Source organism: Bradyrhizobium erythrophlei, assembly GCF_900142985.1.
In the GTDB taxonomy this organism is placed as follows: Bacteria; Pseudomonadota; Alphaproteobacteria; order Rhizobiales; family Xanthobacteraceae; genus Bradyrhizobium; species Bradyrhizobium erythrophlei_B.
The window spans coordinates 4,050,773-4,072,952 of record NZ_LT670849.1 but is presented as its reverse complement, the minus strand read 5'-3'; the positions used below and the strand labels follow the sequence as shown (position 1 = coordinate 4,072,952).

Below are 22,180 nucleotides of genomic sequence, written 5' to 3'. Positions count from 1 at the left end.
CTGGTCTAGGCCAGCCAGCGCCAGCCGAACAGCGGCGAGTCCCGCGGCGGCGACAGGTCCGGCGTCCAGCCGGTGAACTTTTCGATCGCATAAGTATCCATCACCACGCCACGCCAGACGCGATCGACGCTTTCGAGCGGCTCGCGTTTGGCCGGCACCGACGCCCATAACGCAATCGCCGGGTTGTTTTCAGGTTCGCGCCCGACATAGAGGCCGACATGGCCCGCGATCAGACTTATGTCAGGCGCGCGAAAACCCTGATATCGCCCGCGCTCGTTGATCTGCACCACCGGCACTCTGGTTTTGAAGAACCAGCGCAGCATCGCGCAGGTGCGATAGTCCGTCGTCGCGATCCAGGTCGCGCCGGTCTTTTGCAGTTCGGCCTCGACCCGGGCAACGACCGCCTCGTAGCCGGCCTCGCCGCCGACCGGATCGGTGCGGCCGATGAAATTATAGGGCAGCGCGAGATAATAGACGCAGACAACGACGACAAAGGCGATGCCGGAAACGATGGCGATCCTGGCCCAGCGGAATGACATCGCGACGAACGAGGCGCTCCATCCCTCTTGCCGCAGCGTCACAAGATTGATGGCGGCCGCGGCAAACCCAAGCGGCCAGATCAGCGTCGGCCAGGTATCGCCGATGCGCAAGGAGAACGATTTCCAGAGGAAGTAGGATAAGGGAACGATCACCGCCGTCGACAGCAGCATGGCGATCGCATCCCCGCGTCGAAATCCGCGCCGCGCCGTCAGGCCGACCCCGGTCAGCACCACGGGCAGCAGCACAAAGCCGACAAGGCCGAATTGCAACCCGATGAATTCGCCGAAGGTGCGAAACGACCAAGTGTGTTCCGACGTCGCCGAGGTCGCCCGCACCGCCTGGAAACGGAACGAGGCCCAGTCGTGCTGCACGTTCCAGACCACGACCGGCATGAACAGCAGCAGCGCAATCACGGCGGCGGCGTAGGGATAGGGACTGCGCAGCCACTGGCCGCGCCAGCGCGGCGCAAGCGCGAATACGAGCACCGCCGGGATCAGAAGCGCAATCGTGAACTTCGACAGCGCCGCCAGCCCCGCGAAAGCGCCGGCCGCAAGCCACCACCGCCCGTCGCCGCTCACGGCAAGCCGGACCAACGCCCACACCATCGCCGTGACGAACAGAACCTGCGGGACGTCGGGCGAGATCTTGGTCATCAGCAGGCCGAAATAGAGCGAGGCCTCCATCATCAGCACGGCGGTGACAACCGCGCGGGCGTCGCGCGTGACGCGCCAGACCATATCGGCCAGCAGAATTTGCGTGGCCAGCATCGCCAGCAGGCCGGCAAACCGCGCACCGAAACTGGTGTCGCCGAAGATCGCGGTGCCGAGGCGCACGAACCACGCTACCATCGGCGGATGGTCGAGGAAGGACAGCACGCTTTCCCTGGACCAGGTCCAGTAATAGGCCTCGTCCGTCCGCAGATCGAGCAGGCCCGCATAGAGGCCGCGCATGACCGTCATCGCCGCGATCAGCACGATGACGCCGAGCCATAACCGAACGTCGCGATTTGCCGCTTTGTCGCGAAAACTATCGTGGGGCGCCATGGTCACGGCGCTTTCTCCCCGACTGGGCCTGAGGTGTCAACGGCCCGGCAGTAGCCAAATTCACGAGGACGGCCACTCGTGCCCGGCGGAATTAAACGCTAGTTTCCCGGGTCTTATGAATCGAGAGATCGGCATGACCGCGTTCAACCTCGCCCGAATCGGAACGTTCTTCCGCGGCGTCAGCGTCCGACAAATTCGCATGATCTGCGGGCTGATCCTGTTTGCCTACCTGATCAGCCATTTCCTCAACCACGCGCTCGGCAATATCTCCGCGGAGGCGCTGGCCTGGGGCCTGCACTACCATCTCCTGTTCTGGCAGTTCCTGCCCGTGGTGATCGTGTTTTACACTGCGGTGCTGGTCCATGGCGGCCTCGGCATCTGGGCACTCTACGAACGCCGGCAATTCCGCTGGAAGACCATCGAGCCGCTGCAACTCGTGCTCGGTCTGAGCATCCCGGCGCTCATTGCCGCGCATGTGATCAGCACGAGGCTCGGGCATACCCTGTTTGCGCAAGAGAAGTTCTATCCGCAAGTACTTCACGGCTACTTCGCGGCGATGGGGCCCCGGTTCGGATCTACCATGCTCGTGCTGGTCATCTCGTGGATCCACGGCTGCATCGGCCTGTACTTCTGGCTGCGCCTGAAGACGTTCTTCCGCCATGCCGCACCGTTCCTGCTGGCCGCCGCCGTACTGGTCCCGGCTCTCGCCTTGCTTGGCATCTACCAGGGCGGCCGGACCGTCATGAAGGACAGCGCTGACCCGGAGTGGCGGGCCGCCAACCTCTCGCCAGACAAGGTCGGCGCGGCGGGCGAGGCGCAGACACTGGAGGCCATCACCAACTACTTCCTGATCGGCTATCTCGGCCTGCTCGGCTTCGTGCTGATCGCGCGCGGCGTTCGCACGCTGCACGAGCGACGCGGCGGCATGATCACGCTTTCCTACGGCAATGGCCGCGCCATCCGGGTGCCGAAGGGCCTTTCCGTGCTGGAAGCAAGCCTGCGCCATCAGGTCCCGCATGCCAGCGTGTGCGGAGGCCGCGCCCGCTGCTCGACCTGCCGCATTCGCATCATCGGCGACTGCGCAGCCTTGCCACAGCCCTCGAACCGTGAATCCTTCGTACTCAACCGGGTCGGGAGCGCTGCGGACCCCGCGATTCGCCTCGCCTGTCAGCTCCGCCCCGAGACCGACCTTTCATTTTTCCAGATCTTCACGCCGCAGGTCGCGCCGACCCGCCATGGCCCCTCGCATATCGGCGAAGAGCGCTATCTCGTCAGCATGTTCGTGGACATGCGCGGCTCGACCAGGCTTGCGGAAAACCGCCTGCCGTTCGACACGGTGTTCGTCGTCAACCGCTTTCTCGGCGCGGTCTCGAAGGCCGTGATCGAATGCGGCGGCCAGCCGAACCAGTTTCTCGGCGACGGGCAACTTGCGCTGTTCGGGCTTACGACCAACCGGCAAACCGCCTGTCGCCAGGCGCTGACGGCGGCGGGGCACATCTCGGCCCATATCGATGAGCTCAATCAGTTCCTCAAGAACGACCTGCGCGAGCCGATCCGCTTCGGCATCGGCATTCACGGCGGCGAGGTGATCGTGGGCGATATCGGCTACCGCGATCACATGGTGTTCACCGCGCTCGGCGACGCGGTCAATGTTGCGGCGCGGTTGCAGGACATGACCAAGAGCCTTGGTTGCGAGGTCATCTTTTCCGACGAAGTGCGCGCCACGGCGGGGCTCGCAATCGACGCGCTGCCGCGGCAGGACGTCGCAATTCGCGGCCGCACCGGACCGACCAGCGTGTGCGTGGTGGAACAGGCGAGCTTCTTGTCGGCCCTCCTCGAGGCCGAGACGCCCGTCGCCGCCTGACGGTCTTAACCGTCAGGCCCGCAACCCACCCCCCATGCTGAACGGGCGTTCAGAAAAAAATCCTCCGGACGATTGAGCTCCAATCGAACCCCGCTTTGAAACGACGCGACTGACGGGCAAGGGGTCAAACTGATCGTCCAACCCGCGCGCCGACCAGCGCGCCATTTGAGGAGACTGACCATGTTTCGCAAACTGACCATCGCCATTGCCATCGCCGCCTCTCTCGGTGCCGCGCTCGCGCCCTCGACCGCATCCGCAAAACCCTTCGGCGGCTTCGGAGGCTACCATCATCACTTCGGCGGCTTCGGTATTGTCGGTGTTGTCGACGCCGCCGTTGACGCCGCTGTTGTCAGCGAGAGCTGCTTCGTGTCGCAGCGCGTGCTGACGCCGCGGGGCTATCGCCTGCGCACCGTGAACATCTGCGTCGACTGATCTATACGACTTACTGCCAACATCTGACGCTCCGGCCGCCCTCACGGCCGGAGTGTCGCATTTTTTGCTAGTGGAGTGGATTTGACATTCGCTACCCCCTGGCCCGGATTGCGTAAAGCGAATGTCAAATCCAAAACTCCACTAGGAACCTTAATTTACTAGTGGTCCTTTGATTCTAACATTTGCAAAAGTGCCTGCCTGATCGGGATGCAAATGTTAGAATCGGACCACTAGAACGAAAGCCTTCGATGGCTCGGCCGGGTCGCCGGTCCGGATTTGACTTGGTGACATCAGGTGTCACACTCGCCGGCAACAAGCTTGCAAAAGAAAATACCAGGGAGACGCGCCATGATGGACCGACGGGAGCTGCTCAAGCGTACGGGCCTTGCGGCATTGGCCGCCGGTTTTTCAGCACCGCGGGCTTTCGCACTCGAGGATGCCGTCGTCCTGCCGTTCGACAACGGCGAGCGCCCGCTGGTGAGATATCCGCAGAAGCGGCCGATGATCGGACTGACCAGCCGCCCGCCGCAACTCGAAACCCCGTTTTCGGTCTTCGACAGCGGCCCGATCACGCCGAACAACGCCTTCTTCGTGCGCTATCATCTGGCCGACATTCCCTACAACCTCGATCCCGACAAGTTCACGCTTGAGATCAAGGGCAAGGTCGACCGGCCACTCAAGCTGTCGTTGAAGGAGATCCGAAAACTGCCCGCCACCGAACTCGTCGCGGTCAACCAGTGCTCGGGCAACAGCCGCGGCTTCTCCGAGCCGCGCGTCGCCGGCGGGCAACTCGGCAACGGCGCGATGGGCAATGCGCGATGGCGCGGCGTGCCGCTCAAGGCCGTGCTCGACATGGCGGGCGTGCAGGCGGGCGCACGTCAAGTGACGTTCAACGGCATGGACGGACCGGTGATGGAGCCGACACCGGATTTCGTCAAGGCGCTCGACATCGATCACGCGCGCGACGGCGAGGTGATGCTGGCCTATGGCATGAACGGCGAGGATCTGCCGTTTCTGAACGGCTTTCCGCTGAGGCTGGTGGTGCCCGGCTATTACGGCACCTACTGGGTCAAGCACCTGAACGAGATCACCGTGATCGACAGTGTCTTCGACGGATTCTGGATGAAGACCGCCTACCGGATTCCGGACACGCCATGCGGCTGCGTCGAACCCGGCACGGCGCCCAAGGCGACGATCCCGATCAACCGTTTCACGATCCGCTCTTTCATCACCAATGTGAGCAACGGCGCGCGCGTGAAGGCGCGCAAGGATGTCACCTTGAAGGGTATCGCCTTCGACGGCGGCAAGGGCATCAAGGAGGTTGCCGTCTCCACCGACAATGGCACGACCTGGACGCCGGCGAAGCTCGGCCGCGATCTCGGCAAATATTCGTTCCGCGAATGGAAGCTCCCGGTCAAGCTCATTCCCGGCGCCTACGACTTGCGGGTGCGCGCGACCAGCAATTCGGGCGACACGCAGCCGATGGATCCGGGCTGGAACCCGGCCGGCTATCTGCGCAATGTCGTCGAAACCGTCCGCGTTACCGCGGCGTAGTGGAGTGGATTTGACATTCGCTACCCACCCAGCCGCAAGTTCGGAAAGCGAATGTCAAATCCTAAACTTCACTACAAACTTATATCTTCTAGTGGTCCTTTGATTCTAACATTCGCAAAAGTGGCCGCTGAAACGGGATGCGAATGTTAGAATCGGACCACCAGCGCACAGGAGTTCGATCATGAAACGACGGCTTCTGTTCGCGATCCTGCTCATCATCGTGCTCGGCCTGATCCTGAAATACGGCGCGGCCGCCGCAGCCCCGATCGCCTATGACCTGCCGCCCGAAGCGGCAGCCTTCAGACCCGGCCCCAATCTCGATGTCGTCATGAACAACTGTACGGGGTGCCATTCGGCTGACTACATTGTGACCCAGCCGCGCGGGCCAAAATTCAAGACGGATTTCTGGCGGGCCGAAGTCACCAAGATGATCAAGGTCTATGGCGCGCCAATTCCCGACGCCGATGTGCCGAAGATCGTCGAATATCTCGCCGCGACCTATTAGCGGCCAATCCACCCGCATGACGAGCCCGCGGCGGCAATGATGCGGACTTTTGATCCGGTCCGGTTCGCTTAACGGATTGTTAAATATTCCCGCCGCTCACGGCTTCGTGTTCCCTGCGGCATTTAGCATGTATGCATACCGCAGATCACCTTTGACTCACGTAACAGCGAGCCGGCTTGCAAGCGCGGGTGAATAATCATAAGTGCACGGTCCGTTGTTTTGCCGGCAGAACGCCCCACCACGAAATTGACGTCATGAATGCTACCGCCGCCCTCGTTCGTCACGCGCGCGACACGAGGCTCTATCTGTTCCTCGGTCTGGCGAACTGGTTCATTTTTCTGGACCACATCCCCAACGACGTCGTGAGCTGGATCACGCCGCGCCATCTCGGCTTGAGCGGCGCAGCCGACATGTTCGTTTTCATCATCGGCTATAACGCAGCCCTGACCTATGGGCCGATCATGCTCCAGCGCGGCGCCATCGTCGGCGCGACGCGGGTCATCAAGCGCGCCTGGCAGCTCTATGCCGCGTTCATCGTGCTGTTTGCGATTTACGCGGTGTCGGTCGGCGACGTCGCCACGCGTTATGCCGCGCCCGATATCATCTACGAATTCAACTTTGCCGGTCTTCTGGAAGACCCGGTCCGCACCGTCTCGCACGGCCTGTTGCTGCAATCCAGGGCGCTGAATCTCGATTTGCTTCAGCTTTCGGTACTGCTGATGGCATTCTTCCCCGTCGCGCTGTGGCTGTTGCTGCGCGCCCCAGCGCTGGCGCTGACCGGTTCGATCGCGCTTTACGTGGCCGCACGCCAGTTTGAATGGAACCTGGCGACCTTCCCCGACGGCACCTGGGATTTCAATCCATTCTGCTGGCAGTTGCTGTTCGTGCTCGGCGCCTGGTGCGCGCTCGGCGGCGTCAGCCGGTTTCGCGCGCTGTTCCGCGCGCCGGTATGGGCCTATGTCGGCGCGGCCTTTCTCGTCTTCTCCTACGTGATATCGATGGCCGCGCGCTTTCCCGCGCTGGGCGACCAGCTTCCCGCCTGGCTGCATGACGTTTTCATCCCCACTGACCGGGTCAATCTCGCGCCCTACCGCATCCTGCATTTCGCGGTCGTGGCGTTGTTCGCCACTCGTCTGATCCCGAAGAAATGGCACGGCTTGAACTGGCCGGTCTTCAAGCCGCTGATCGTCTGCGGCGAGCAGGCGCTGCCGGTGTTCTGTGCCGGTGTGTTCCTTTCGCTGGCCGGCCATTTCGTGCTGGTGATGGGTTCCGGATCGCTGCTCGAACAGACCCTGGTCAGCCTTTCCGGCTTCGCCATCATGACGCTGGTCGCAAGCTACGTGGCGTGGTCCAAGCGCCAGGACGGGCACTCTCTTGCGCCGATCAGCCACGGCGCTTCGTTGCGGGCGGGCTGACGGCGACATTGATGCCGATTTCTTAAGGAACGGCTTGAATGTAAGCTTCGGGCGATTCTCGGAGCTTGCGATGCTTCCCAAACCTGCCGGCCTCGCCCCATTTACGGCGCCCTACGCCGCGGACGATGTCGCCATCGCAAGCAAGCTCCTGGAGACGGCCCGGCTGAGCCGGGAGCGCGAGGCGCGAATCGACCAGACGGCGACGCGCCTGATCGAGGCGATCCGCAACAACGACGATCCGCTCGGCGGCGTCGAGGACATGCTGCGCGAGTTCGCGCTCTCCACCAAGGAGGGCCTGGCGCTGATGGTGCTGGCGGAAGCGCTGTTGCGTGTGCCGGATGCGCGCACCGCCGACCGCTTCATCGAGGACAAGCTCGGCGAAGGCGACTTCATCCATCACGAGACCAAATCGAGCGCCTTCCTGGTCAACGCCTCGGCCTGGGCGCTCGGAATGTCGGCGCGGGTGATCCAGCCTGGCGAGACGCCGGACGGCACCATCGGACGGCTTGTAAAGCGGCTCGGCGCGCCGGCTGTACGCGCCGCCACGCGGCACGCGATGCGGCTGATGGGAAGCCATTTCGTGCTTGGCGAGACCATCGAGGCTGCGCTCGCCCGCGCGCAATCCGGCGCCGCGCTGCGCTATTCGTTCGACATGCTCGGCGAAGGCGCGCGGACCGCGGAAGATGCGCAGCGCTACTTTGACGCCTATGCGCGCGCAATTGACGCGATCGGCGCCAGCGCCGGCACGCGCCCCCTGCCCGACCGGCCGGGCATCTCGATCAAGCTCTCGGCGCTGCATCCGCGTTTCGAAGCCGTGAGCCAGCCGCGCGTGCTGTCCGAACTGGTGCCGAGGTTGATTGATCTGGCGCGTCGCGCCAAGTCTTTCGACCTCAACCTAACCGTGGATGCCGAGGAGGCCGACCGGCTCGAACTTTCGCTGGACGTGATCGCGGCCGCTTTTGCCGACAGGTCGCTTTCAGGCTGGGACGGCTTTGGCCTGGCGATTCAGGCTTACCAGAAGCGCGCCAGTAGCGTGATCGACTATGCGCATGAACTCGCCGCCGCGCTGAACCGGCGCATGATGGTGCGCCTCGTCAAGGGCGCCTATTGGGACACCGAGATCAAGCGGGCGCAGGAACGCGGGCTGTCCGATTATCCGGTGTTCACGCGCAAGGCGATGACTGACCTCAACTACGTCGCCGGTGCCGAGCAACTGCTGAAGCTGCGGCCGCGGCTGTTTCCACAATTTGCCACCCATAACGCGCTGACGGTCGCGACCGTGCTCGAACGCGCCGGCGATCAAGGTGGTTTTGAATTGCAGCGCCTGCACGGCATGGGCGAGGCACTCTATGAGCAGCTGACCAGGGACCGGCCAACATTGGCTTGCCGCACCTACGCGCCGGTCGGCAGCCACCGCGACCTGCTCGCTTATCTGGTGCGCCGCTTGCTGGAGAACGGGGCGAATTCGTCGTTCGTGGCGCTCGCGGCCGACGATCAGGTGCCCATCGCGAAATTGCTACGCCGCCCGGCCGATATCATCGGCACGCCGGCAAACGCCCGGCACCCCAATATTGCCCTGCCTGCGGATCTCTACCGACCCGAGCGGAAGAATTCCCGAGGCCTCGAATTCGGAGATCGCGCAGCGTTGCACGGCTTGCTTGCGTCGGTCGCAGCCGAGACCGCGCCTGTGATTGCGACGTCACTGATCGGCGGCAAGGCCGCAACCGGCCAGGCCCGCGAGCTCTTCAGTCCCGCCGATCCGGCGAAATTGATCGGGCGCGTGATCGAAGCGACCATCGACGACGCCAATGCCGCCATGGTCACCGCGCGCGCCGGATTTTTCGGATGGAGTCGAACGGCGGCGGCAACGCGCGCGAGCGCCCTCGACCGCGCTGCCGAACTTCTGGAGCAACGCGCCGCGCGATTCATTGCGCTGCTGCAACGCGAGGGCGGCAAGACGCTGGACGATGCAATTTCGGAAGTCCGCGAGGCGATCGACTTCTGCCGTTACTATGCCGCGCAGGGACGCGATCTCTTCGGCAATAGCGAGGCGATGCCGGGCCCCACCGGTGAGAGCAACGCGCTGGCCTTGCGCGGCCGCGGCGTGTTCGTCGCAATCTCGCCATGGAATTTTCCGCTCGCGATCTTCTCAGGCCAGGTCACAGCGGCGCTGATGGCCGGCAATGCCGTGGTCGCCAAGCCCGCCGAACAGGCGCCGCTGATTGCCTTTGAAGCGGTGCGGTTGCTGCATGAGGCCGGTGTGCCAGCTTCCGCACTGCATCTTCTGCCCGGCGATGGCCGCATCGGTGCGGCGCTGACGGCCCATCCCGATGTCGCCGGTGTCGCCTTTACCGGCTCGACCGAGGTCGCGCGCGCCATCAACCGTACGCTCGCCGCCAAGGATAACGCCATCGTGCCGCTGATTGCGGAAACCGGCGGCATCAACGCCATGATCGTCGATGCGACCGCGCTGCCCGAGCAGGTCGCCGATGACGTCTTGACTTCAGCCTTTCGCTCGGCCGGCCAACGCTGCTCGGCGCTGCGAATTCTGTTCGTACAGGAAGACGTCGCCGACCGCATGATCGAGATGGCTTCCGGCGCCGCGCGTGAACTGAAGATCGGCGATCCCATCGACACCAGCGTCCATATCGGTCCCGTCATCGATGCCGATGCGAAGACCCGCCTGGACAGCCATATCGCGCGCATGAAACGCGAAGCGCGCGTCCATTTCGAAGGGATCGTGCCCACGGGCCAATATGTCGCCCCGCACATCTTTGAACTCGCCAGCGCAAGCCAGCTGACGGAAGAAGTGTTCGGCCCGATCCTGCATGTCGTTCGATATCCGGCCGAACGCCTCGACGGGGTGCTGGCCTCGATCGAACGCACCGGTTACGGGCTGACGCTCGGCATCCACTCGCGAATCGACGACGTGGTCGAGACGGTGATCGATCGCCTCGCGGTGGGCAATGTCTACGTCAACCGCAACATCATTGGCGCGGTGGTCGGTGTGCAGCCGTTCGGCGGCTCCCGCCTCTCCGGGACCGGGCCAAAGGCCGGCGGCCCGCATTATCTGGCGCGTTTTGCCACCGAGCAGACCGTGACGGTCAACACGGCCGCGGCCGGCGGCAACGCCGCGCTACTGTCCGGCGAGGAATAGTTGCCGTCACTGGACGCATAAACGGCCGTTGCGTCGGTCGCCGTTATCGATCAAAACCGTCTGCAAGCTGCGTGGGAAGACTCTTCCACAGCACGGAATAAAACCAACACTGTGGCGAGGACAGTTCCATCATGGCGGGCGGCATCTTCGAAGGTTTAAAGGTTCTGGATTGCGCGAGCTTCATCGCGGCGCCCGCGGCCGCAACCGTGCTGTCGGATTTCGGCGCGGAGGTGATCAAGATCGAACCGCCGGGAACGGGCGATCCCTATCGGCTGCTGCCGAAGCTGCCGGGCTATCCGGCGAGCCCGCATAACTTCGCCTGGCTGCTGGAGGGACGAAACAAGCGAAGCCTCGCGCTCGATCTCTCCAGGCCTGACGGACGCGACGTGCTGTACCGGCTCGCCGCTGAAGCAGATGTCTTCATCACCAATTTTCCACCCGGCGTGCGCAAGCGCCTTGGCATCACCTATGAAGACATCAAGCCGCTCAACCCGCGCCTGATCTACGCGTCCTTCACCGGCTATGGCGAAAAAGGCGCCGAGGCCGACAAGCCCGGCTTCGACAGCAACGCCTATTGGGCGCGATCGGGCCTGATGGACCTGGTGCGGGCGGACGAGAACACGACGCCGGCGCGCTCGGTGCCCGGCATGGGCGATCACCCTTGCGCGATGGCGCTCTACGGCGCGATCGTCACCGCGCTTTACAAACGCGAGCGCACGGGCGAAGGCTCGCACGTCGCCTCGAACCTGATGGCGAACGGGCTATGGGCGGCGGGCGTGCTGGCGCAGGCCAAGCTATGCGGCGCGAAGTTCGAGCCACGGCGGCCACGCGAACGCGCGCTGAATGCCGTGACCAATCACTACCGCTGCAAGGACGGCCGCTGGCTGATCCTGTCATTGCTCAACGAAGAGCGGCAATGGCCGGCGCTGATGCGCTGCATGGGGCGCGAAGATCTGATCGATGACGCACGCTTTGCCACCAAGGCCGACCGCCATGCGCGCTCGATCGAATTGATCGCGATCTTCGATGAGGTGTTCGCCAGCAAGGATCTCGCCGAATGGCGCCAGCTTCTGGACGGCAACGGCCTGGTGTTCGGCGTGGTCAATATCCTCGACGATATTCCCGACGACCGGCAGATGATCGAAAATGACGTGCTGGTGCCGTTTGCGAACGACATCATGCTGACGATCAATAGCCCGATCTGGATCGATGGCAGCGAGAAGGTCAAGCCGAGACGGGCGCCCGACGTCGGCCAGCACAGCGAGGAAATCCTGCGCGAGGCCGGTTACGACGAGGCCGCGATCCGGAACCTGAAAGCCGGCGGCGCCGTCGCGTGAGGACTTAGAGATGCCGAGCTATCGACTGCATTACTTCCCGGAGTCCGGCAACAGCTACAAGCTGGCGCTGATGCTGACGCTTTGCGGCGAGCGCTTTGAGCCGGTCTGGACCGATTTCGCCGGCGGCGTAACGCGAACGGCGGAGTGGCGGAAAGCCGTGAACGAGATGGGCGAAATCCCAGTGCTGGAAGAGGACGGCGTGCGCCTGACCCAGACCGCGCCGATCTTGCTCAAGCTCGCCGAGCAATATGGCCGCTTTGGCGGTCAAAGCAGTGCGGAGAAATACGAAGTGCTGCGCTGGCTGTTCTGGGACAACCACAAGCTCTCCGGCTACATGGCGACCTATCGTTTCCTGCGCACCTTCACGCCCTCGGCTGACCCGAGCGTGCTGAAATTCCTGCGCCGGCGTCTCGACGATTTCCTCGGCATTCTCGATTCCCATGTGCAGGGAAGCGCATTCGTCGCCGGGATGCGGCCAACCATCGCTGATCTATCGATGATCGCCTATCTTCACTATCCGGGCGACGAAACCGGCTACGATCTCGCGGCGAGCCATCCCGCAGTCGATCGCTGGCTGCAACGCGTTGCGGCACTGCCGGGCTGGCGCTCCGCCTACGATCTCCTGCCGGGCAAGCGCCTGACGCATTACGCCGGAAAAGGCGACTGAAGCTTGCTTCTTACTTGTTGTTGATCATCACCCAGCCGAACGCGATCAGCCCGATCACGATGGCGACCGCGACCGCCCAGACACTGACGCGAATGGAACTGGTCGTCTGCCGCACGCTCTCATTGGCGGCGATCTCGCGGTTGCGTTCCCTGCTCTCTCCGGTCGGATCGGTCACGGCGCAGCTCCTGCAACGACTCTGGCTATAAGCTACCTTAGGCTTGCGCCCGCGTCACCGCCTCGAGCGAGGGGACCTGATCCTTCGCGCTTCTGCCGCTTCCACCCAATCCGGCCAGCCGCCCCAGCAAAAATGCCGCCAGCGCAGCGCACAACGCGGCTGCGGCCGCCGTCCCAAAAAGTTCGCCGACGCTCCATTTCAAGCCGAGCAGCATGCCGCCGACCAGTGGGCCGACGATCGAGCCGATCCGTCCCATCCCGAGCGCCCAGCCAACGCCGGTCGCCCTGACCGAGGTCGGGTAAAAGCCTGCGGCAAGCGCATTGGCGGCGATCTGTCCGCCGACGATACAAAACCCTGCAACAAAGATCGCCGTGGTGACGAGGGCAGCCGAGTGCCCGAGCTGCCCGATCGCGCCGACCGCAAAGACCGCGACGAAATAGACCAGCGCCAGCGCCCGAAACGAAAAGCGGTCGATGATGCTGCCGAGCGCAAACGTGCCGACCACGCCGCCAACCTGGAACATCGAGCCGATGACAGCGGCTGTCGATATCGAGGCGCCGAGATCATTCAGCACCGTCGGCAGCCAGTTCGACAGGAAGTAAAGCTCGAGCAGACTCATGAAGAACACGACCCACAAGAGCAGCGTGGGAATTGTCCTTTGCTCCCTGAAGAGATGCTGGATCGGAATGCCTTTCAGCTCCGGCTCGTTCACGACAAAGCGCGCGCCAGCGGCAAAGACGGCTTTCGGATTGATAAGCGCCAATAACTCGGCAACCCGCGCATTGGAGCGACCGGTCAACGCGAGGTACCGTACCGATTCCGGCAACCGCCAGATCAGGATTGGCACCAGCACGAGCGGCGCGGCGCCGCCAACGACGAACACCGATCGCCAGCCGAACTGCGGAATCAGGGCGGCGGCCAATAGGCCGCCAAGCGCGGCCCCAATCGAGAAGCCGACAAACATCACCATGACCATGGTGGCGCGGCGGCGGTGCGGTGAGAATTCGGAGGTAAGCGCCACCGTGTTCGGCATCGCGCCGCCGAGACCAAGCCCGGTCAGGAAGCGGATGGCAAGCAGCACACTCACATCATTGACGAAAGACGTAACCAAGGTGCCGACGCCGAACGCCAGCGTCGAGAGCACGATGATCTTCTTGCGACCGATACGATCAGCCAACGGACCGAACAGCAGCGCGCCGATCATCAATCCGAACAGGCCCGCGCTGAACACGGGCCCGAGCGCTTCCTTGCCGATATGCCATTCCTTCGTCAGCGCGGGCGCCACATAGCCGATCGCCGTGGTGTCGAAACCATCGAGAAACAGCACCGCCGCGCAGGTCAAAAGCACCTTGATCTGAAAGGCGCTGACCGGCTGGGCGTCGATGAACGCTGCTGTATCAATCTTGGAGGTATCCTGTGCTGGCGTCGCCGACATCGCGCTTCGTCTCCCTGAAACTTCGTCATTGCAAGCTGCGCCGCTGCAAATCAGTGCATTTTTCCGGGGGACGAGAACCGGATTCGCTTAGACGCGCAACGCCGGTGCGTCTAGGCGCGCAACGCTTCTCGGGAAAAGCCGGCAATCTGCTTGTAGCTGTCGGACAAGGCAACCAGTTCTTCATGACTGATAACGTCGCCAATCGCCTTGAACGGCTTGTCGTTGGTGCGCTGATAGACTTCGCGCAGGATCGCATCCGGCGGGTTGGTGCGGTTGGTCAGGACGATGCGGCTCGTTTTCTCCAGCCGTTCCTTCTCGTAGACCGCAAGGGCCACAACCGGGTTCTCGTGTGCGAGCAGTGCCGACGCCATCGCCCGGGTGTCGAGGATCGCCTGCCCTGCGCCGTTCGAGCCGCGCGGCACCATCGGGTGTGCGGCATCGCCGAGCAGCGTGACGCGGCCGAAACTCCAGCGCGGCAACGGATCCTGATCGACCATCGGAAATTCCAGCGCGCTGTCGGCGGCGCGGATAAAGGCGGGAACGTCGAGCCAGTCGAAATGCCAGTCGGCGAAAGCGCCGATGAAATCGTCAATCGAGCCCGCACGATTCCAGTCGCGTCGGCGATAGTTAGGCGTTTCGATCTCGGCGACCCAGTTGATGAGCTGCAAGCCGTCGGGGCCCGCCTCGCGGATCGGATAGATCACCATCTTGCCATGCGAGAGCCAGCCCGCGCGCGTGACGCTGGCGCCCGACAGGATCGGCTTCCACCGCGTGACGCCGCGCCACATGTTGACGCCGGAATAGCGCGGCTCGCCCTCGTTCGGGAAGAACTGCTTGCGGATGACCGAATTGATGCCGTCGCAGGCGATCGCGGCGCGCCCGCGCACGCTTTGGCCGGATGCAAAGCGCAAGGTGACGCCTGTCTCATCCTGCTCGACGCCGGTACAGTGATGGTTGGTGAGAATGCGGTCTTCGCCAACTCGGCTTCTGAAAGCATCGAGCAAGACCATTTGCAGGTCACCGCGATGAATCGAGAATTGCGGATGGTCATAGCCCGCCGCGCGCCCGAGCGGCTCCTGATAGATCAGCTGGCCGAAGCGGTTGAAGAACGACGCATCTTTCGTTGCAATCGCCACCCGCGCGAGATCCGCATCGAGCCCGAGTGCGGCAAGCTCCTTGGTGGCGTGCGGGAGAAGATTGATGCCGACGCCGACGGCGCGGATTTCCGGTGTCGACTCGAAGATACGGCAGGGGATTTGGGCTGCATGGAGCGCCAGCCCCAGGGTCAGGCCGCCGATGCCGCCGCCGACGATCAGAATCTCGTCCATGTTTCCTCCCGCTTTTTCTCACGCGGCTTTTACGTAATCAAACACGATTAGTGAGCCTACTGTCAATCTGTCGGAACTGTCCGCCGGCTACCGGTTGCCGACAAAACACATGCCCATGCGCGAAGCCTCGCTCATGACCTGGCAGGAAAGCCCCTTGGCGCATGCCCACGACGCGAAGCTGCGGTCATTGTCGGCGGCTTTCGCGCGCAAGCCGTAACAATGCGCGCCCCAGCCGTCGTCATATTCGGTGCCGGCCAGTTCGCGGCTGCCACGCAGTTGCGGCCGCTCGGAAAAGCCGCGGCTGTAATCGACGTCTTTCCCGTCGCGGATTTCGCTCAGGATTTCGCGGCGGCGAACCTGGTCGCCGAAGAAATGCGGCGAGGCCGGCACGATCGTGGTGTTGGACGGATTTTGCGCCATCCAGTCGACGCCCGGAAAATGAAAGCCGCCGATGCCGCGGGTCTGGTGGCATCCGGCGCAGGTGATGTCGTTGAGGCGGCGTGCAAAGCCCGCAACCGAGCGAATATTTTGCAATTTGATCCCGCGTGCGGCGGCCTTTTGCAGCGCCGTGACGACATCGTCGTTCGAAAAGACAGGATTGTCGCCCTCGCCTTGCACGAGGCCGAAGGAAGGCTGCGAAGATGAAGGCGCGAAACCGATCGGGGTCGGTGCAATCGCGCCCTTGGCGAGAAATTCCTTCGGGACCAGCACGGTGCCGCGATCGAATTCGGCGAGGTGCGCGGGATCGAGCAACCACGTCTTGAAGTCGCGCTTGAGCTTTTCGTCCGACAACAAACGCTCGCGATCGATCTGGTCTTCCAGCGTCGCTTCCTCGAATACTTTCGTGTTCGGACTGTAGTCGAAGACTTTCAGGAGATAGTCGGTGCGAAACTCATGCGCCGGCGATTGCGTGACATGCACGATCTGAAGATTGGTTTCGATACGGTCGATGTTGCCCGGCCCGATCGAGGAGAGCGCGCCTTCCGGCGACATCAGCCGGTCCGCGAGAGCTGTGCCCGTGAGCGGCGAGTCGGCGGTGTCGAGCCAGCGGCGGGCGATCGTCGCGCAGGTGAGCGAGGCGGCGCTTCCATCGGCCCTCGCCTTCAGCACCAGGTTGAGCGTCATCGGCAGCCGCGCCGAGGCGCCATGATCGCCGACCGGCGGCGCATCTGACTGCGTGAGCCGGTAGATCAGGCGGATTTCGCCGCAACTCTCCGGCGATACAAAGGCGCGGTCCATCCGGTTGACGATTCCTGCCAGCACGAAACGCGTCGCTGGCGAATAAAGTTGATCGCGATCGAATAGCTGAAAGTCGAACTGCGCCCCGACGCCGATGGTCTGGTTCGGGTGCTCGCTGCTGTGCCGCTGCACGTAGCGCTCGAATTCCCCGTCAAGCGATTTTCGGATCGGCGCAATCGAAGGCAGCGCAAACAGCGCGCTGTCCGTGAGCGGCTCGCTCGAAGAGGCCGACAGCATCCGCGCCAGGCCAAATGGTCCGCGGTCGAGTTCGCGCAAGGCCTGCGGATCGGTGATCGCTGCGCCGCGTTCCAGCAACGGGGCAGTTTGCCCGGAACTCGACAGAAACAAAGCGCTCACAACGGTGATGAGGAGATAACGCAAGGAACCCATGTCCTGACAAACACCGCATCTTAGCCCTCATTCCGGGAGCCCGAATGCGGCGTTTGGTTCAGGGAATAGACAAAAAGACGGCGGCTGTCTTGTGACAACCGCCGTCATTCACGTTCCGGCGAATGCCGGAAAAAGATGTCTTTAGCGCGCTACGATCAGGCCGCGGCTGGTCACGACCACCCAGCGGCCGTCCTGGCGGCGGATGGCGTCGACGCGGCCAAGCCCCGGGATCATGTCGCCGGCATAGACCTCAAAGGTGCCGCGACGGCTGCCGATCAGGGCGCCGCCATAAGCGACGTCACGCAGCACCCAGTCGTCCAGCGTCGGCAAACGGCCGACTTCGCTCTTCGCCTCGGGCTTGGCTTCGATCTTCGGGGCCTGCGCGGCAGCTTGCTGCTGGGCGAAAGCCGGCCCGATCGAACCGGTCGTATCCTTCGCCGCCGAAGATGCCGCGGCGGGCGTTGCGGCCGCAGCAGCTGGCGCAGCAGCCGGTGCAGCACGGAGCTTGTCGACGGCTTCGCCGAGCTTGGCAAGTTTGGCGGCCGGTTCGGCCTGCGCACGCTCGATCTTGTCGAGGCGATCGCTGGTCTTGTTGAACTGGTTCATGCCGAGCTTGGAGGTGTGATCGAGCCCGGTCTTCAGCGCCTGGACCTCGGAATCGATCCGCGACAACGAAGCCTCCAGCGAGGTCTGGCTGCCGGCCTTGGCGACTTCGCTGCCGCCATGCATGAAAGTTGCGGTCGCGAACGCGCCGCCCAGCGCGCCGGCTGCAATCGCCAGAGTGACCATGGCCGCGATCGCGGCAATCCGCCGCTTGCCGAACACGCTTCCATGCGCGGTAGCCTCCTCCGCACCGACATGAATGTCATGGTCGGTCCAGGCGCGATCGCCCCGCGGCATCACGAGGACCTTGCCGGTGACGTGCGAAGCCTTCTCGGACGTGGCTTCCGGCTGGGTGGCCTGAGCGCTCGGCTCGGCCTTTGCCGGCTCGGCCTTGACCGGTTCGGCTTTGGGCGCTTCGGACGACGTCAGCTCGGACACCGAAGGCTCGGACATCGAAGGCGCCGCCGCGACGGGCTCGGATACGACCGCATCAGGCGCCGCCGCATCCTTGGCCGGGCCAACTTCGCCGGCGGAGGCCGTTACCGGCTCGCCTGGCGCATCGGCCGGACGGGAAGCGCTAAAATTGAGGGAACCCTGTTCAACGCTCGGCTGCTCGGCTGCTTGGTCGCTCACGGTCAATTCTCCCTAAAAGATTGACCATTTGGTAACTTTCATATCTTGCCAAATCCTTACTTCGCCTCGGGCTTACCGAAATTTTAGGAAATGGCCGGGGCTGTTTCAAAGCCGGCTTCGGCGTGCCGCAGGCGATTTCCGGCTGCCTGCATGAACCGAGGGTGGCTCGTTTGACAGGCCGCCGGACCGTCGGCTCAATGCGCGTGCCGCAAAAAAGGGGGGTAACGCCAGTGAAACTCTACGACTCGATCGGGCCCAATCCGCGCGTCGTGCGCATCTTCATCGCGGAAAAAGGCATCGAGATGCCGAGGCAGACCGTCGATCTGCGCGGCGGCGAGAACCGCCAGGCCGAACATCTCAAGCGCAATCCGCACGGCCAGATGCCGACGCTCGAACTCGACGACGGCAGCTATCTCTCCGAGATCACCGCGATCTGCGAATATCTCGAGGAGATCAAGCCCGCGCCGGCAATGATCGGGGCAACGCCGATGGAACGCGCCGAATGCCGGATGTGGACGCGCCGCGTCGATCTCAACATCTGCGAGCCGATGGCCAACGGCTACCGTTACGGCGAGGCCGTGAAATTTTTCGAGAAACGTATTCCCGTCATTCCCGAAGCCTCAATCGGCCTGAAGATGGTCGCCGCCAATCGCTTGGCCTGGCTCAACGGCCAATTGGCGGACGGACGGGAATATCTCTGCGGCAAGCGCTTCACGCTCGCCGACATCCTGCTGTTCTGCTGGCTCGATTTTGCCGCCCTGGTTGGGCAAGGGATCGCGCCCGAAAATACCCATGTCAAAGCATGGTTCGATCGCGTGGCAGAGCGTCCTTCACTCAAGGCCGATCCCGTCAGCCCGCCTGCTGGTGGAAAGCGAGCGTGAGCGTACGCGAGCCAAGTCATTCCAGCGGCGAAGTCCAACGGGGCCGCGCAAAAGCGCGGTCCCGTTGGCTCGCAATGGAGCGGCGGGGCTGTTAACCGACATTGCGAGAAGCGGGCTCATCCGCAGTAACCCGGAGAGCGAAGGCAATAGCGACTGTCTTGAGATTTGTGTGTCACACGCCGCAATCAGCGACGTGTGCTCCCGTCAGTTCGGCCAACACCGGCCCCGGTACGGGCCGAGGTGATAACCCGGCGGACACCACCTGCCGCCATACGGGCCAAAAATGGGGCTTACACCGCCATCCCCTCCGCCCGGATAGCCCCATTGTCCGCCCGGCCGGCATCCGCCATACGGACCGCGGTGCCAGTAAGGACCGCAGCCGCCGGAAACGGGAATGACCTGCGCGTCGCCGTTACCGATATCGCCGATCGGCATCGCCTGCGCAGTCGGCGTTCCAACCATCAAGCCCAGGCCACAGGCGAAGGCACCGGCGGCGATCCAATTCTTCAACATGACTGTGCTCCATTCGTTTGATCTCGCGAGAGGCCGACCACGGCGTGACCTCGGCAAAGAGAATGTCGCAGTGAGAATGAACCGCAGACGAATGAACGGTTCAGCATGATGAACAACATGATGCGCGACCGCAAAGCACGCGTAGCAGCGATCAGCGTACGCTCTATCAACTAGCGTCATTCCGGGATACGCCGCAAGGCGTAGGCCCGGAATCCATTGCCCCGCTTGAACGCTGGGAGAAATGGATTCCGGGTTCGATGCTTCGCATCGCCCCTGAATGACGAGCTCAGATCACGATCGGCGCATCCGGCAGTTCGTTCGGCCCGCCGCCTTGTCGCGGAAAATACGTCGCGAGCTCGCGCGAGACGGCCTGGATTCCCCTGATCACACCGCCTGAAAAATTGCCGGCGCGAAAATCCGCTTCCATCGCCGCGCAGATTTTCTGCCAGGCGGCGCTACCGACTTTCGCATCGATACCGCGGTCGGCGACGATCTCGACCTTGCGATCGGCAAGCAAGAGATAGATCAGCACTCCATTGTTGTGCGCGGTGTCCCAGATCCGCAAATGCGAGAAGATATCCAGCGCGCGCTCGCGAGCGGATTGGTTGGAGAACAGAGGCTTGCCGTCGAGCGCGCCTTCGACGACGAAGCGCACCTGCCCGGACGTGGTGGCCTCGCCGGCCTTGATCGTCTGCTCGATCAGGTCGAGCACCTGCTTCGGAAAAATCCGACGCGCCCGCCAGTGATGCTCAAGCAGATGCTTGCCGATGCGCCCGATCCCCATCGCCACCAACTCCCGCTACCAGCTCCCTGAGGCGCCGCCACCGCCGAAATCGCCGCCGCCGCCGGAAAACCCGCCGCTGTCGCTCGAGCTCGACCCGCTGGACCATGACCCGCCCGACGATCCCGACGACCAGCTTCCACCGTAGCCGCCGCGTCCGCTACGCGAGGCCTGCTGGCTCGCGGACAGGATGGCGTCGCCAAACATCGTGAGGAAGAAGGCGGCGACGCCGAAGATACCAGACAGAGCGATCGAGCCTAACAGAAACCAGACGACCGCGCCGACCACGCCGGCGGTGACGCCGGAGCCGAGCATCCGGCCCAGAAGACCACGAAAGATGGCGGCGATCGCCGCATAGCCGATAAAACCGAACGGACTGAAAACGATGTCAAAGAACATGCTCGGGTCGACGCTGTGCGAAACCTCCGGCTTCGGGACCGGCAGCGGTTCACCATCGATCACACGAATGATGCGGTCGACGCCGGCTGAAATTCCCCCGGCGAAATCGCCGGTCTTGAAGCGCGGTACGATGATTTCATCGATGATGCGTCGGGCAGTCACGTCGGGAAGCGCGCCTTCGAGCCCATAGCCGACTTCAATGCGCAGCTTGTGATCATCCTTGGCGACGACGAGCAACGCACCGTCGTCGATCTTCTTGCGCCCGATCTTCCAGGCTTCCGCCACGCGGATCGAGAATTGCTCGATCGCCTCGGGCTGGGTGGTCGGAACGATGAGGACCGCGACCTGGCTGCCCTTGCGGGTCTCGAGGTCCTTCAGCCGTTGCGTCAGCGCAGCCGCGTCGCTCGCCGACAGCGTGCCGGTCTGGTCGACGACGCGCCCGGACAAAGCCGGCACGGCGACTTGCGCCGACGCCGCAAGCGGCCAGCAGATCAGGAGCGCAAAGATGAGAGCCCTCACAAGCATCGAAGCGAAGCTACTTCGCCGGCGCGGGCGCCGGATTGAAATCCACCTTCGGAGCGGTCGAAATTTCCTTTTCGTTCTCGACCGTAAAGTTGGCCTTTTCCTTGTAACCGAACACCATCGCCGTCAGGTTGTTCGGGAAGGTGCGGATGCCGACGTTATAATCCTGCACCGACTTGATATAGCGATTGCGCGCTACCGTGATTCGATTCTCAGTGCCTTCGAGTTGCGTCATCAGGTCGTGAAACAGCGCGTCGGATTTGAGCTGCGGATAGTTTTCGGTCACCACCAGAAGCTTGGACAAGGCGCTGGAGAGTTCGCCCTGGGCCTGCTGGAATTTCGCAAACGCGCCTGGATCGTTGACGAGCTCCGGCGTCGCCTGGATGCTGCCAACCTTGGCGCGCGCATTGGTCACCCCGAGCAGCACGTCCTTTTCCTGCTGCGCAAAACCCTTCACCGAATTGACGAGGTTCGGCACGAGGTCGGCACGGCGCTGATACTGGTTGAGCACTTCCGACCAGGCCGACTTGACCTGCTCGTCGTTGGTCTGAATCGCGTTATAGCCGCAATTGGTCAGGCTCAGCGTCGCCAGTGCTGCGAGCACGGTCAAAAACTTGCGCATCGAATATCTCCTTTACAGCCGCCTAACGAACCTATCAGAAGAGCACTGATAGGGCAGCCGCCTAAACCGCATCGAGCTCGCAATTCTGCGGAGCTGCCGGTTTAAGTCGCTTTGATGACAGGAAAGGTTCAGGTGCGCTTTCTTA

19 protein-coding genes are annotated in these 22,180 nt (G+C 63.1%); 9 read left to right on the top strand and 10 right to left on the bottom strand.

The genetic code is table 11. The features are described from left to right. Positions 1-5: 5 nt before the first annotated feature. A complete protein-coding gene (locus BUA38_RS19015; RefSeq protein ID WP_083587650.1) occupies positions 6-1,583 on the bottom strand; it encodes a glycosyltransferase family 39 protein in 1,578 nt (525 codons plus the stop codon). A gap of 133 nt (positions 1,584-1,716) precedes the next feature. Here BUA38_RS19015 and BUA38_RS19010 point away from each other — a divergent pair, with 133 nt between their 5' ends. The 8 genes from BUA38_RS19010 to BUA38_RS18975 all read left to right on the top strand — a co-directional run bounded on the left by BUA38_RS19010 (position 1,717) and on the right by BUA38_RS18975 (position 12,514). After that, positions 1,717-3,447, top strand: a complete 1,731-nt coding sequence (locus BUA38_RS19010) for an adenylate/guanylate cyclase domain-containing protein (RefSeq protein ID WP_072826237.1) — start codon at positions 1,717-1,719, stop codon at positions 3,445-3,447. A 180-nt stretch (positions 3,448-3,627) separates the two neighbouring features. Beyond that, positions 3,628-3,879, top strand: a complete 252-nt coding sequence (locus BUA38_RS19005; RefSeq protein WP_072820144.1) for a hypothetical protein — start codon at positions 3,628-3,630, stop codon at positions 3,877-3,879. Between the two features lie 348 nt (positions 3,880-4,227). Continuing rightward, entirely contained in the window at positions 4,228-5,433 is a 1,206-nt protein-coding gene (locus tag BUA38_RS19000; protein ID WP_072820142.1) for a molybdopterin-dependent oxidoreductase, read from the top strand. A gap of 181 nt (positions 5,434-5,614) precedes the next feature. Next, the gene (locus BUA38_RS18995) at positions 5,615-5,938 is read left to right on the top strand and encodes a cytochrome c (RefSeq protein WP_156898576.1); all 324 of its coding nucleotides are present in this window, start codon (positions 5,615-5,617) and stop codon (positions 5,936-5,938) included. Positions 5,939-6,192: 254 nt separating this feature from the next. After that, positions 6,193-7,353 carry an OpgC domain-containing protein gene (locus BUA38_RS18990; RefSeq protein ID WP_072820140.1) on the top strand — a complete coding sequence of 387 codons (1,161 nt, stop codon included), beginning with the start codon at positions 6,193-6,195 and terminating at the stop codon, positions 7,351-7,353. A 70-nt stretch (positions 7,354-7,423) separates the two neighbouring features. Continuing rightward, the gene (gene putA, locus BUA38_RS18985) at positions 7,424-10,510 is read left to right on the top strand and encodes a bifunctional proline dehydrogenase/L-glutamate gamma-semialdehyde dehydrogenase PutA (protein WP_072826235.1); all 3,087 of its coding nucleotides are present in this window, start codon (positions 7,424-7,426) and stop codon (positions 10,508-10,510) included. A gap of 131 nt (positions 10,511-10,641) precedes the next feature. Continuing rightward, a complete protein-coding gene (locus tag BUA38_RS18980; RefSeq protein ID WP_072820138.1) occupies positions 10,642-11,847 on the top strand; it encodes a CaiB/BaiF CoA transferase family protein in 1,206 nt (401 codons plus the stop codon). 10 nt (positions 11,848-11,857) lie between these two features. Further along, the gene (locus tag BUA38_RS18975; protein WP_072820136.1) at positions 11,858-12,514 is read left to right on the top strand and encodes a glutathione S-transferase family protein; all 657 of its coding nucleotides are present in this window, start codon (positions 11,858-11,860) and stop codon (positions 12,512-12,514) included. Positions 12,515-12,524: 10 nt separating this feature from the next. Here BUA38_RS18975 and BUA38_RS37560 read toward each other — a convergent pair whose 3' ends face one another. The 5 genes from BUA38_RS37560 to BUA38_RS18955 form a co-directional block, all read right to left on the bottom strand. Continuing rightward, a complete protein-coding gene (locus BUA38_RS37560; protein WP_172806048.1) occupies positions 12,525-12,689 on the bottom strand; it encodes a hypothetical protein in 165 nt (54 codons plus the stop codon). A 37-nt stretch (positions 12,690-12,726) separates the two neighbouring features. Continuing rightward, entirely contained in the window at positions 12,727-14,124 is a 1,398-nt protein-coding gene (locus BUA38_RS18970; protein ID WP_072820134.1) for an MFS transporter, read from the bottom strand. A 110-nt stretch (positions 14,125-14,234) separates the two neighbouring features. After that, positions 14,235-15,452: a flavin-dependent oxidoreductase gene (locus BUA38_RS18965; protein WP_072820132.1), complete on the bottom strand. Its 1,218-nt coding sequence runs from the start codon at positions 15,450-15,452 to the stop codon at positions 14,235-14,237. A gap of 87 nt (positions 15,453-15,539) precedes the next feature. Beyond that, the gene (locus BUA38_RS18960; RefSeq protein WP_072820131.1) at positions 15,540-17,081 is read right to left on the bottom strand and encodes a hypothetical protein; all 1,542 of its coding nucleotides are present in this window, start codon (positions 17,079-17,081) and stop codon (positions 15,540-15,542) included. Positions 17,082-17,222: 141 nt separating this feature from the next. Then, entirely contained in the window at positions 17,223-18,317 is a 1,095-nt protein-coding gene (locus BUA38_RS18955) for a hypothetical protein (protein WP_244552989.1), read from the bottom strand. A 230-nt stretch (positions 18,318-18,547) separates the two neighbouring features. Here BUA38_RS18955 and BUA38_RS18950 point away from each other — a divergent pair, with 230 nt between their 5' ends. Continuing rightward, complete coding sequence (locus tag BUA38_RS18950) at positions 18,548-19,198, top strand: glutathione S-transferase family protein (protein WP_072820127.1); 651 nt, start codon at positions 18,548-18,550, stop codon at positions 19,196-19,198. Positions 19,199-19,402: 204 nt separating this feature from the next. Here BUA38_RS18950 and BUA38_RS18945 read toward each other — a convergent pair whose 3' ends face one another. The 4 genes from BUA38_RS18945 to BUA38_RS18930 all read right to left on the bottom strand — a co-directional run bounded on the left by BUA38_RS18945 (position 19,403) and on the right by BUA38_RS18930 (position 22,035). Next, positions 19,403-19,711 carry a GCG_CRPN prefix-to-repeats domain-containing protein gene (locus tag BUA38_RS18945; RefSeq protein ID WP_072820125.1) on the bottom strand — a complete coding sequence of 103 codons (309 nt, stop codon included), beginning with the start codon at positions 19,709-19,711 and terminating at the stop codon, positions 19,403-19,405. Positions 19,712-19,997: 286 nt separating this feature from the next. Then, on the bottom strand, positions 19,998-20,495 hold the full coding sequence (locus BUA38_RS18940) for a TPM domain-containing protein (protein ID WP_072820123.1): 498 nt from the start codon (positions 20,493-20,495) through the stop codon (positions 19,998-20,000). Between the two features lie 15 nt (positions 20,496-20,510). Further along, positions 20,511-21,416 carry a TPM domain-containing protein gene (locus BUA38_RS18935; protein ID WP_072820121.1) on the bottom strand — a complete coding sequence of 302 codons (906 nt, stop codon included), beginning with the start codon at positions 21,414-21,416 and terminating at the stop codon, positions 20,511-20,513. A gap of 10 nt (positions 21,417-21,426) precedes the next feature. Next, the gene (locus BUA38_RS18930) at positions 21,427-22,035 is read right to left on the bottom strand and encodes a LemA family protein (RefSeq protein ID WP_072820119.1); all 609 of its coding nucleotides are present in this window, start codon (positions 22,033-22,035) and stop codon (positions 21,427-21,429) included. Positions 22,036-22,180: the final 145 nt, after the last annotated feature.